Source organism: Cohnella sp. 56 (assembly GCF_037963805.1).
GTDB lineage: Bacteria > Bacillota > Bacilli > Paenibacillales > Paenibacillaceae > Cohnella.
In genome coordinates, this window is record NZ_JAZDQE010000020.1 from 64,006 (window position 1) to 76,916 (window position 12,911).

Annotated in this window: 10 protein-coding genes; all 10 read right to left on the reverse strand. The window is 59.0% G+C overall.

All coding sequences use genetic code 11. The features are described 5' to 3' along the window. On the reverse strand, positions 1-4,635 hold the full coding sequence (locus VQ071_RS25710) for an RHS repeat domain-containing protein (protein ID WP_340517212.1): 4,635 nt from the start codon (positions 4,633-4,635) through the stop codon (positions 1-3). 54 nt (positions 4,636-4,689) lie between these two features. Further along, on the reverse strand, positions 4,690-6,138 hold the full coding sequence (locus VQ071_RS25715; RefSeq protein WP_340517214.1) for a DNRLRE domain-containing protein: 1,449 nt from the start codon (positions 6,136-6,138) through the stop codon (positions 4,690-4,692). Positions 6,139-6,471: 333 nt separating this feature from the next. Next, positions 6,472-7,179 (reverse strand): hypothetical protein, encoded by a 708-nt coding sequence (locus VQ071_RS25720; protein WP_340517216.1) that lies wholly within the window; start codon positions 7,177-7,179, stop codon positions 6,472-6,474. A gap of 176 nt (positions 7,180-7,355) precedes the next feature. Beyond that, entirely contained in the window at positions 7,356-7,946 is a 591-nt protein-coding gene (locus VQ071_RS25725) for a histidine phosphatase family protein (RefSeq protein WP_340517217.1), read from the reverse strand. Then, positions 7,943-8,365 (reverse strand): hypothetical protein, encoded by a 423-nt coding sequence (locus tag VQ071_RS25730; protein WP_340517219.1) that lies wholly within the window; start codon positions 8,363-8,365, stop codon positions 7,943-7,945. The genes VQ071_RS25725 and VQ071_RS25730 overlap by 4 nt, the downstream gene beginning before the upstream one ends. Positions 8,366-8,647: 282 nt before the next feature. Further along, complete coding sequence (locus tag VQ071_RS25735; protein ID WP_340517285.1) at positions 8,648-9,466, reverse strand: phosphotransferase family protein; 819 nt, start codon at positions 9,464-9,466, stop codon at positions 8,648-8,650. A 546-nt stretch (positions 9,467-10,012) separates the two neighbouring features. Beyond that, entirely contained in the window at positions 10,013-11,095 is a 1,083-nt protein-coding gene (locus VQ071_RS25740) for a YhgE/Pip domain-containing protein (RefSeq protein WP_340517221.1), read from the reverse strand. Further along, positions 11,092-11,751, reverse strand: a complete 660-nt coding sequence (locus VQ071_RS25745; protein WP_340517223.1) for a DUF2306 domain-containing protein — start codon at positions 11,749-11,751, stop codon at positions 11,092-11,094. The genes VQ071_RS25740 and VQ071_RS25745 overlap by 4 nt, the downstream gene beginning before the upstream one ends. Before the next feature lie 34 nt (positions 11,752-11,785). After that, positions 11,786-12,280: a GNAT family N-acetyltransferase gene (locus VQ071_RS25750; protein ID WP_340517225.1), complete on the reverse strand. Its 495-nt coding sequence runs from the start codon at positions 12,278-12,280 to the stop codon at positions 11,786-11,788. Further along, the gene (locus VQ071_RS25755; protein ID WP_340517229.1) at positions 12,277-12,909 is read right to left on the reverse strand and encodes a VC0807 family protein; all 633 of its coding nucleotides are present in this window, start codon (positions 12,907-12,909) and stop codon (positions 12,277-12,279) included. Before VQ071_RS25755 ends, VQ071_RS25750 begins: the two co-directional genes overlap by 4 nt. Positions 12,910-12,911: the final 2 nt, after the last annotated feature.

The window sequence follows — 12,911 nt, forward strand, 5'->3', positions numbered from 1 at the left end:
TTACCAGCTCCCGATATAATTTCCGTATTTATCGAATCTATAATGAATCTTTTCAGGTCCTAGTTGAGGCCTCACTTGTCTTACATTTCCTTCTGTATCCAAAGTTTCATGCCAAGATCTTACACCACCAGTTTTCGGATTTAACTCCTGAACCAAACGACGACCAGCCATTTCACCTGGCTTACTGGCTTTTTCTACATCTCCATAGTAACGAATTCTTCCATCAGAAAGAGTTACTTTTGAATCAGTCCCGTATCGTTCAGTATACTTTAAGTCTTTCTTCATCAAATTATACTTAAAAATATCGTTGGCCCCAGTAGAAATTATACTTCGATTGGGATTCCTTAAACTTCCATCCAGGTTGGTCGTCGCTTGTATAGAAGCTTTTATTGCAGGAGGAGTGCTAACAAAGTCCTCCTCAGGCATTCCGTACATTGTCCTGCCTGAATAGATTCTCTTTTGCCCTAAAATCTCCTTCCTAACATAGTTCTCTATGCCTTTCATTCCTTGTTCTTGATCCGCTCTTTCTTTAGCTTTTGGTGCAATTCGAGGTGGCGACCAATTTTCGTTGTAATCTGGATAAAATCCGGTAGGATCGCTATATCGAAGCGGATTATTTTCCACATACACATACGCATTCAGACTCTGCGGACTATTCACCCGCCCCTCGTACGTATCCTCCGAAATAAACCGCCCCAGCCCCGGATCGTACCAGCGCGCGCGCAGGTATTGCAGCGTCGTGACTTCATCCCAGTACTCGCCGGAATAGCCGAACGGGTTGTCGATCGTCTCATTGGCGACGAGCGGGTTGCCCCAGATGTCGTAGCTGTACTCGTTCAGCAGCGTACCGTTCGTCTGGCGCAGAGCGGTGACGTCGCCGTGGCCGTTGTGCAGGTAGTAAGCTTTATTACCCGCAGCGTCCTCGCGGTACAGCAGTTGCGCACCGCGCACATAACGAGCCTTGAAGGTCACTGTGCCGCCGGACACCGTGCCTTCGGCAATGATATTGGCTCCGTCGTAGTAGTAGCGTGTCGTCGTGCTGACGCCGCCGACGGTCTGGGTGCGCTCGGTCATGAGGCCGTCGCCGTTGTACTTGTAGCTGACGGTGTCGCCGTTCCGTGCGACCGTGCTGAGCTGCTCGGCATCATCGTACGTGTAGTCGATCGTGTCCGTCGTCGGACTTTGTGCGCTCGATTCCAGCGTCAGACGGTTGCCCTTGGCGTCGTAGGTGTACGTCTCGTCGCCTTCGGAGTTGGTCAGGATCTGGTTCAGGCCGTCGTACGTGAACGTCCCGTTCGTCGCACCGTCGCTGCGGGTCAGAATATTACCGTTGTTGTCGTACGTGTAATCGAAGTCCTGGCTGAACCCCGTGCCGGACTGCGCCAGCTTCGTCAAGCGGCCGTAGCCGTCGTGCGTGTACGTTTCCAGCAGGCTGCCGCCCGCCAGCTTCAATTGATACAGTTGCGAGGACTTTTTGTAGCTCGGATCGGTGGTTGCCAGATTGTCGCGGTAGACGTAATCGCCCTGCACCGCACCGTCTACGGTCACTTTTTTGATCTGATCGTCCTGGTTGTATTCGTAGCTGATGACTTTGCCGAACGGATCGGTGATGGCGCTCACCTGGCCGTTGTCGTAGTAAGCGTATTGAATAAACTTGCCGTCCGGGTAGATGACCTTCTCCAACTGATTGTCCAGCCGGTAGAAATACTGCGTCGTGCCCGTCTCGTCGGTCATCGTCTTGCGCAGGCCGTTCTTGTAATATGTGTAGCTGCCGTTCTTCGCGCCGCTCGTCCAGCCTTTAAGCCGGTTCAGCTCGTCGTATTCATTGGTGACGGCCGTTCCTTTGCGCGTCGTGCCGCCGGTCAGGTTGCTGTTGTCGTCGTACGTGTAGCTCTCGGAGCCTGCGACGGAGTCGGTCTTGGACAGGCGGCGTCCGAGTTCGTCGTAGTTGTATGCGATGGACGACAGATCCGGGAATACTTTCTCCGCCAGACTGCCTAGCTGATTGTACTTGTAGGAAGTCGTCACAGGCGCGGTCGGGTCCGCAGCCTGCGTCACGCCCCCGAGCAGATGGCGTCCGTTGGCCTTGAGGCTGCTGATGCCGCCCATCGCGTCGGTCGTCTGCGTCTTGAACGGATCGCCGCCGACTTCATAGGAAGTGCTCGTCGTCAGCGGACTCGTGCCGCCGCTGTCGCCCTGAATCTGCGTGCCGGTCGAACGGCCGATCGCATCGGTCGTCTGCGTGACGGCCGCGCCATAATCGCTGGTCGTCGTCGACTGGTGCAGCAGATCGTTGAAGGCGTAGCCCAGTACGCGGCCTTCGCCCGAAGTCGCAGACACTTGGCGGCCTGCCGCATCGTAGCTGTAGTCGGTCCGGTGGCCCGCGCCGTCGACCGTGTACGCCAACTCGCCGATCTCATTGTAATAGTTGGTCAGCAGATCGTAGGAGACACGTGAATTGTAGTTGTTCAGCTTCTCCTTCTGAACTTTGTACAGGCGGCCGAGGCCGTCGTAGACCCAGGCGGTTTTCTTGCCTTCCTCGTCGGTCGCGGTCTGATAGAACATCTGCGCGTTCGTGTCGTAAACGTAGGCATAAGTACGTGTCCCCGCAGCCGTTTCACCCGCAACCTTCTTGTTCGTGATCTGGGTCAGGCGTCCGACCGGATCGTAGCTGTACGATTCCTCGCTGCCTGCCGGTGCGCCTGCCGCTACGGCATTGCCGTCGTAGTGCTCGGTGACGCGGCCGGTCGGCAGGTCGTAGACATAGCGCTCTTCAAGTGTCTTGGTGCCCGTATCGCCCGTCACGTATTGTTTGATGCTCGTCGGATATGCGCCCTTGTAGGCAGCGTCGTAGGCGATGTCCGTACGCTGGCTCTTGCCTTCTTCGAGCGCCTGCGTCACACGGGTCGCGTTGCCATAGCCGTCATACTGATAGCTCCACGAGATGCTGGCCGGCTGGCCGTTGTCGTCCATATAGTTTTGCGTCGTCGCATTGATCTGCGGCTTGGCGCTGTCGACCGTATGGACGACGTCGTCCGTCAGGACGCCGGAGACGGTCGTCTGTACATGCGTCGCGAGGCCCGGATATTGCGTATCGTAGGTGTACGTACTGACGTGGCCGACCGCATTCGTCGCGGTGAGCACATTGCCGTAGTTATCGTAAGTGTAAGAGGTTGTCTCGATCCCCGAAGTTGCGGGTGTCTGCGTATAGTCGTGGCTCGTCCGGGTGATCGATGTCGGCAGTTTCTTGGCGGTGTCGTAGGCATAGCCGGTCTCGCTCTTATACTCGCCCGCCTTCTCGGTTACCGTGCTCGTCACCAGATGCTGACCGTTCAGGTTTGTCGTCAGTGATATCTTCTCGACACGCGGGATATGAGATGCGGCATTCGGATTGCTGATAATGGTGCGCTTGGTCGAGTAGCTCGTCTGTGCCGGATTCGTGAAGTCGGCGTTATTCGTATAGTCGAAAGCCGTGTAGTTGTACTTCTTGTCCTTGGCCTGGTCGTAGCGGGCGGCTACGCGGTAATAGCCGATATAGCCATTGTCCCCCAGGCGCTTGGTCACCAGGCTGGTCGTATACTCATAAAAGGTGGCGGAGCCGGTCGGGTAGGTGATCCGCTCCAGATTGGAATACAGCGTATCGACGCCATTGGGGCCCGACAACGAATCATAGTCGAAGTATACCTCTCCTTTTTTGTACGTATAAGCCGTCGTCTCGCCCATTTCGTTCTCTACTGAAGTCAGGTTGCGCTTCTTGCCTTCGTTGGTGATGAGTGTCTTGTTGTAAACGAATTGTTTGCCCGGCGCGTAGGTGACGGTGACGACCTTCGGCGCGTACGTGAACGTAATCTCCCGATTCAGCGTGTCGATAATCTTGCTGATGAGGGGATAGGCCGTTCCCTCGAGAATCGGCTGGTTCGCATACTGGACGAGAATGACGTTGCCGTAGGCGTCCTTGGTGCCGATCCAATTGCCGGCGCTGTTGAAGTAGACGCTCGTGCCGAGCGTATTCGTCATCTTGTAGGCGGCGGTGGCCGATACCGGCGTGCCGGCCGCATCGTTCGTCGTCAGCGTCTCGGTAGACGGCGCGAAGGCGAGATCCTGGAGCGGACGATCGACAAAGCCGTTACCACCCGCAGCCACTTCGTAGACGGTGCCGTCCGACAGATGCGCGAGCAGCGTCGTGCCGCGAATCTCAAGCGACGGGAAGGCGAATGACCAGCCGACGCCCAGGTTCGACGTGCGCTCTTCATAGGTCGTGCCTTCCCTCTGGTTCTCGTATTCGTAGCCGCCGGCGACGCTCTTCGGGACGGCCGTGGGACTCCATACGATCGCCGCGTTGCTCTGATAGATCCGGCTGACCGTGACGTCCAGCCCGCCCCGTCCGGGCAGCGTGAAGTCGGTGACGCCGTACTTGAGCGAGCCGGAGACGTCGGATATCCGTTCGCCTTCGACGACGCCTGCGGCAGGCGAATTGGCGTCCATCTCGTAGATGGACTTCGGCGTCTCGATGCCGTTCAGGATGGCGGAGTTGTCGACGCTGTCACTGGCGAAGGCCCGTGGGGGGACGACCACGATGGCGAGACATAGGACGAGCATAATATTGAGCAGCCGTACGAAGCGATTTTTATTCACCGATTAATTCTCCTCGCTGATTTATGATGGGGATGTATGGGGGAAGGGGGGGGGCTATTCCTGCCCCGTCTCCTCGGACAAGGCGGCCGCATCCGGTATGAACTCGCGCCGTGTCAGATTGCCGTTGTAGTCGTAGGTGAATTGGATATGGCCGCCCGGCATCTGAATCGTCTGCAGCCGGTTCTGTGCGTCGTAGGTGTACGTAAAAAGCTGCAGGCCCGTCAGCGCCTGAAGCGAGCGCTTCAGCTTGCCGTCCGCGGTCTCGTAGCGGATATGAAGTTGAGGACGAAGCGCGGCATCCGGGTCATCGGAGGAAGCGATCGTCAGCAGGCCGGGGCTGTCCGAGCCCAGCGCGAGCCCGAAGTTCGGCTGGGCGGCGGTCAGCCACTCGGCCGCGAGACCCGCGAGCGGGAGCCGTTTCAGTCCCGGGCTGTTCACGGAGAGCGAGCCGTAGGCAGCGCCCCTCGCATCGAGCGGGATCAGGCTCTCAGGCGCATCCGCACCGTCAGGACCGGCCGGGCTCCAGGCTTGCGCATGACGAAGCGCTTGTATGGCAGCTGTGCCGCCCGTGCCCGCATCCGTCACGTTGAGCGACAGGTAGGCGTCCCTCAGCGCCGCCTTGGCCGGCACGACGGACAGATCGAATTGCAGATGCGCGTATGCGGCCGTATCCCCAACATGTCCGATTGCGAGCTGTGCGCCGCCTCCGTTGTCGGGCGCGCCGTAGGCGGCTCCGGCGACGGACAGCTCCGCGGCGGGCGGCGCTGGCTCCGTCCGGATCTCAACCGCTCGTCGGATCGAGATCGGATAGACCAGACCGGTCAGGTCCGGGGTGAGGTCGACATAGATTTTGCCGTCGTCGCGGCGCACGGTCTGCGGGACGGCTTGGACTTGTCCCTGCGCATCCTGCAGCAGCGCTGCGGGCAGCTCCGCTGCTCCCTCACCCGACTCGCCCGACGTCTCATAGACGAACGTGCCGGGCGCCGCGTCGGAGCGCAGGGTCAACGTTTCTATCAAGCCCCGATCGGTTAAGGTAAAGGTAGAATCGGTATCGGGCCACGCGTCGGCATAGCGGACGGCATTGCCGGCACTAAGAATACCCTGGCTCGGAGCAGCGTCTACCGGAAGGAATGACCGCATATCCGCTCCCTGCCCCAATCCGTACCCCTGCTCGTAGGCTTGCGGCAGCTCGGCTTCATAGGGAGCGCCGATCGACTGGTAGCCTGTCCCATCCGCCTCCGCCTGCCATGCGGGATGTATCTCCTGCCAATTCCCCGCGCCGTCCGGCGCATGAATCGGCTTGGCATACAGGACGGCCTCGTAGCTGCCGTCGGAATATAGATATGTCTTGCTGTAGGCGCTCCGGCTGTCGGTCAATTCCTTGACGATGACGGCGGGCTTCGCAGGCACGGGTTTGGCGGCGGCGAGCGACGACAGCGGCATCAGGGTCAGTCCCACGGCCGCGATGAGCAGGATGGATGAATAGCGTTTACAGTTCGTCATATGCTAGATTGCCTCCGTCTCTATATCATGAAATAGGCTTGCCGGACTAAGATAAATGTCCTCCTTTCCGCTAAATTTGCAGGCGCAATATCGGGACTTTTTATGTAGGGTGGTAAAATGCGCCTAGTTCCTTCTCTTTTAACCCCATATTTATCCTTTTAAATCACATAATATTAAAATAATTTTATTTTCCCAGTAGAAATAAAACCTGGGGCATTGCCCTAAGTTCGACACAGCATTAGTCTGCTCATCGGTATGATGATATGAGGCGGGCGGGCAATAAAAAGAACGGATTCCTGTCGCAGTCCGGCTGCTGCAGGGCTCCGTTCTTTTTCAGTGGGCGATGGTCCTGCCGGTCAGGGCATGAACCATGACAGATACGGGCGGCTGGTCGGGGGGATACAAAGTTACGGCGTAAACGAGCGGAATGCCGGTTCGCGAGGGGAGGTAGTACGGGAGGGCCTGGGCGGTGTCCAACGGCGCATCCCCTGCGCCCGGCCCGGCTGCGCCTGCTGCTGCTGCGGCTGCGATGCGGATCGCCTCGGCCTGGCTGACGGTGGCGCGGCGCGGGCGGTTGGAGATCGCCTTAGCCAGATCGGGATAGATTCGACCCTCCACGCGTTCGACGACACCGTTGCCGCCGATCTCGATGCGCAGCTCGTCTCCCCAGACAGGCGTTTTATACAGATAATGCTGTAGATGAACCCGGTAAGCGGATTCTTCGGGCAGCTTTTCCACATGTACGATTTTCAAGTGGGAATGCGGATTCCGGATGCCGTACAGCCTGCGGGTCTTGGTCACGAACTCGCCGGCAATCCATGCGGGCGAATGCGCCGACGGCGGCGACAGCTTGCCGAGCAGCAGAGACGGCGTCCCCGTCTCCGCATGCCAGCGGACTTCGAGACGGCCGCCGCTCTCCGCGGACAGGCGCCGCAGCACGGCGTTCTGATCTTTATCAACGACAGTTTGGGCTGCGGCTGCGGCGGCGCATGACCCCCATACGGCTCCGCATAACAGCAGCGTCGACAGCATACGTTTCACCTGACGCCCCTCCTTCCGGTTATAATTGGTATTATTGGAAAGCGGGGCGGGGTTCATTCGTGTTCTGCCTGCAGAAGGGGATATAAGACGAAACGCGCGGACAATTGGCGGCTGAGCTGAATATTGGCGTTCCTGAGGGGGCGCGATACTGACGGGGCTGAGAAGCAGATGTCGCGCTAGTCCGTGCGCCAAAGCCTGCTCCTCGTCACAAGCCGTTCGCCCTCGAATTCAAGCTTGTATATATCCGGCATTGTAGTGGATTGCCAGAACGCGTAGTGCACGGACGGATCGAAGTAATTAAAAATGAGCGTCATGATATCACCGTGGGTGCCGAGGAGGACATGGCCGCCCTGGAAGACGCGGAGCAGGTCCAGGACGGCGCGTACCGCCCGCCGCTGCGCCGATCGGGAAGATTCCCCGCCGGGATAAGCGAAGTCGAAGTCTTCATACACTTTAGCTTTGGCAGCCTGAAAGTCCGTATCGGAGAGGACGCCGATGTCGCGTTCCCGCAGGTCTTCGATAATGGCGAGCTCCCGGTCTCCTGCGAGCGGCCCGATCGTCCGAATCGCTCGTTCGTAGGGACTGGAGACGAAGGTGTCGACCCGAACGTCCATGAGAGCCCGGCAGACGCGCAGCGCATCCGAGCTGCCGCGTTCGGATAGCCCGCGTGTGCGTTCCTGGCCGGGCAGGTAGGGAGAATCCGCATGGCGGACAAAGTACAAGGTGGTGGTCGAGGCGGCCACAGCAGCGTGCCTCTCGATCGTCACGATGCCTTCTGCAGCTTGTAAGTGAATTTCCAGGTCGCCGTATTGCCGGAGTATCGGCCTCTATTTTCCGTCACGACTACGCTTAATGCCTTTGTTGTCGTCTTGGTGATCGAGCTTGCCTTTACGGATGCGGTCGCAGTATCGTCCTCCGGTATCTTGTCCTGCTCCTGGGCGTAGGCTTTCAGTTGAATCATGGCGGAAGGTTTGAGCGTCAACGTCACGGACGAGCCCGCCGATACTTCCTTGCCGTTGACCGAAGCGGCGGTGTACCATTCGTTCCCCACGTGATTGTTCTCGACCAGCTTGATCTCCACGACCGTTACCTTAATCTTGACGTTTTTCTCTGCGGCATACGTCGGCTGTACGAGGATGGCGAGCAGCAGCGACAGGGACACCATCATTTTAAATAGCTTCGGCATAGAGAGTGCTTCCCTCCATCATAGATCGTATGGTTTACCTTGGCTTCCTGGGCCTTGTCTTCCGATAGAGGCTGCGCGCCAGGACGTATAGGACCAATGCGCCGAGACCCAGCGAGACGTCGCCCGCCCAACCGATATGATACGCTGTGAAAAAAGTGTCATGGTAGGCAAAATCGGCGGGCTCTCCACTGTCCGCCCAGTGCGATGCAGCGTAGAGCAGCAGATGAACCAATACCGGAGATGCAATCGCGACTCCTGCGCCGATGAGCCATGCGCGCGCAGTCATTCGTTTGACTCGGCAGCTATGGATTGCCGGATAAACGCTGCGAGCGCTTGCTTTTCCGCGTCGGGAATCCACTCGCACAGGCGCGCGGCGGCGACGGGTACCATCCATTGCTCAATATATTCCCGCGTCGTGCCGGTATGCTGCGTATAGGTGCGCAGGTATCCCTCAAGCAGCTCCGCCCGCATCCGGGCCAGCCACTCGACGACTTCCTCAGACGCTCCGTCCGGGACGGTGCCGTATTGCAGCAGCAGCGCGGTCCGTGCGGCGTCTCCGGCCGGATGGCCGCTCATGCCCGTCATCCAGTCGATGATCCACGTCTGCGCATCCTCCGTCCCCAGTACGATGTTGTCCGGGTGATAGTCGCCGTGACAGAGCCGGTCTCCGTCGGGCAGCCGGTCCAGCAGGGCCAGAATACGCGCCTTTTCCTCATCGTTCAGCAGACTCGCCTGCCCGATTCGCTCGCCGAGCAGCGTCTTCTGGGCGGGCAAGCCAGGCGCCGACTGGCTGTGCATATGCGCATGCAGCGCCGCCATCTGTCCCGCCCGGTCCGCGACCTCGCCGGGGCGCTGCGCCAGTGCGGCGAGCATCGTCGTGCCGGATACTTTCTCGTACACAATTCCCAGACGCTCCCCATGCCGGATGCGCGCGATCGGCGCAGGTGCGGGTATGCCGGCGCACCGGACGATGAGGCCGGCCTGGTACTCCGCTTCGATCTGATGCTCGGGCAATCCCTCATAGAAGAGCTTCAGCACCTGTCCCTGCCCGTAGTCGTAAACTTCGGCCGTCCGGCCCGAAGCGATCCGATTGTCGTTGATACAAGCGCCTCCTTAGATTTTTACATATTTACCATTGGATAATATTTTCAGGCTTTCGTCAACAAGTTCGTTGCCGAGGAGACGATACGCATGCAATCCGCAACGGCAGCTCCGCCTGAAGAGGGCAGGTTTATCCCCAATGTTGTCAGGTTAAGAACCCTGCCGCTCCCCGGCGCGTGGTCTTCATGAATAAATTGTGCTTGGTCTGTTTGTTGCGTATGAACGAGCGATCCTGGACGACAGGGATGCGGCTACGTTGAAGTTCTTCCCCAAACCGTTCGTGCAACACAGCCTTGAAAGGGGAGATAACTGCCAAACCGCAGTTATTTTCTCCTGCGCCAGGACATCTGGCGGCGATAACTGCATTTATACAGTTATTTTCGAGTCTGAGCCGGATGACGGTCGATTTTCGCGAGATTAACTGTATATTCGCAGCTATCGCTCCGATAAATGCCGCCACCACGGAGATTAACTGTATATTTGCAGTTAACCTGACAACATTGGGTTTATCCCGCCCCCCTTATCCGGATCACCCGGCTTACGAACCTACGCGGCAGCCAGACCGGCGTTCGCGGCCTGACCGGTACGCCGTGACTTCGCCCAGAGCACCGCCCAGCTGATGCCCGCGCTGGCCAGCAGGATCGCGCCCAGCGCCAGGACGTCCTGTGCGAGGAACGGTACGCCGAAGCCCAGATCCATCAGCCCCTCGACTGCGTATGTGGCGGGGAGATAATGCCCGAGCGACTGGTAGAAGGCGCTCAGCATCTGCCTCGGCACGATCGTGCCCGAGGTGACGAGCTGCAGGGACAGCATGGCCATGTTGGCGAACATGCCCGCCATGCCCAGCGCGATGAGGAACATCTGCGCGAAAAACATGAAGGTGAGCAGGATCAGGAAGTGGAACAGCCAGAATGCGCCGAACCCGCTCTCCATCTGACCGCCGAGCGCCAGCATGAGCGAGGAGCCTGCGATCGAGATGAGCAGCGCGCCGCAGAGGATGAGGAGCGCACGGGCTGCAAAGTGCTGCTTGAAGGAGATCGATTGGCCGATGGACATCGAGACCTGGTGCACGTTCATCGCCATCAGCATGGCGCCGACGAAGGAGGCGAGCACGATCATCATCGGGACCATCTGGTTGTTCATGCCGTCGACCGGGTGTATGACTGTCGTCTCTGCGCCGATCGGAGCGGCATTCGGCGAGGCCATCTGATTCAACTGCGCGGACAGCTTGGCGACGACGCTGTCGACGACGCCCTTGGTCACTTGCGGGTTCGCTTGGTTCACCGTGAACTGGATCGCTGTCTTCGCGTCCGCCGAACCGAGCGATTCGGCGAACTGCGCCGGAATGGTGACGATCAGATGCGTCGTGCGTTCGTCCAGCTGCTTGAGGGCTTCTGTCTTGGAAGGCGTCACCATCTCGAACGGCATCTTCTTCAGCTGGGCGACGATCGCTTCCCCGGCGGCGCCGTCCTCATTGACGACAGCGATGCGCAGATGCGACGTCCGGTCCAGCACGCCGTCGTAGGAAGTCATCCAGCAGACGATGAAGATGATTTGGGCCATAAGCGCCACGACGATCGCCACGATCGTTTGCGGTTTTTTGATATACGTCAGGAATGCTTGTTTCATGATTCCATCACTCTTTTCTGTTGGGATAGTTGATTTTTCGTTTTCTTCCTGTAGAGCAGCCACTCGACGACGACCAGGTTCACGGTCCAGCACAGCCAGGCCGACAGGCGGTAGGCGGGCTCGAATGCGTCGAACAATAGCATGAGCGGCAGCTGATATAGCCGGAGCGTGACCGCGGCGAACGTGATCGCGTAGCTGCGCAGCATCCATCGGCTATGGGAGGCGATATTCCCGCGCATCGCTTGGCGCACCCCTGTACAGGTCGTATACAGCCAGGCCAGATCCATGGCGAGGAAGCCGGTTCGTGCTATCCATCCGCCGCTTGCCGACAGCGACAGCTGGATGCTGACGAGCGCGCTCAGGACGATGCTCACGGCATAGATCTTGCCGAGCGTCCGGTGCAGGCGGACAGCCCGCGGGGTTCGCGCCCGGCGGAAGAGCTGGACCGGTCCGATCAGCAGTGCCACGCTGCTCGCCGCGATGTGGACGTAGAGGAAGTACACCCAGGGCCGCAGATGGAAGTCGGGGCTCTGAAGCTTGAACTGGACCAAGCTGGCCAGCTGCGGCGGGTATAGTCCGTATTGAATGAAGGCATAGGCGCATACCAAAAGTGCCGGTACGAAGACCAGCGAGTATTTTGTTTTACGCAATCTCATAAGGGATCACCTGTAAGGGGGAGGATGGCGTTTCTTAAAGCATTTTCTCGCAGCAGAGGTAGGGGGCGGGCCGGAAGGGATAGCGGATCGAGCCGAGGATCGTATAGCCTGCGCGCAAGTACATGTTCGCCGCGCCCGGATTGGCGGAGCAGACATCGAGCCGGATGCTGGCATATCCGCGCGCTCTGGCCGTGTCTTCGGCATGCTTCAGCAGGCGTCCGCCGATTCCCCGGCCCTGACAAGCAGGCAGTACGGCCAGTCGGTGAATGCAGGCATAGCTATCGCCGTGCCAAGCAATATCGGCGTATCTGGAACTCTGGCGCGTGTTCAGCGTGACGACGCCGGCGATCCGTCCATCATCCATAATTGCGTGAACATTGCGACAATTCAGATCGCGGCCGATCACCCATCGGTTCGGATACCACCGGTCCCACTGACGGATGCCCTGCAGAGCCAGGGAGAGCCTGATGTCGCGGAACAGCGCCAGTATCTCCCGTCTATCGCTCGGGGCGGGCTGAATGATCGTCATGCCGTTGCCGCCTCCGCCATGGCCGCCGTCTGCTTGATTGCGGCCAGCCGTCTGGCCGAATGCTTGCGATAGGCGGCCGTCCAGACGATCGCAGCTCCGATGAAGCCGTACAATACGAAGTTGGACAGCGCGAGGAACTGTGCAGTCGAGAGCTCGAACGCCATATACGTGCGCACCGCCGCCTCGGACAGGAGCAGGATGCCCCATACGGCGCTCATCAGCCGCATCACGAAGCGGAAGTAGGCGTATTGCCAGTTGCCCTTGAACTCGGGATTGGAGATGAACCGGCCGGCGAGATGGAACATCAAGGGCTGTCGGAAGCCGACCGAGGCGAGGAACAGCAGGCCGACGGAGCCGGTCACCATCGATTCGCGCACGAGCAGCATCTTCTCGCTGCCGCCGCAAGCGACCAGCACCAGCGTCAGTACGAACGTGAACAGCATCAGGGCGCCGAAGGCGTCGAACTTGCGATGTCTCGCCAGATGCCATACATTCTCGATCAGCGGCACGGCCGTCGCGATCGACAAGGCGGCGAGGCTCGACATCTGGCCGGAGAGCCATATGTAGAGCAGCCACGGTACGATACCATTAAAAAGCAGTGTGAGGATAACCTCGCGTCGTTTGGACATGT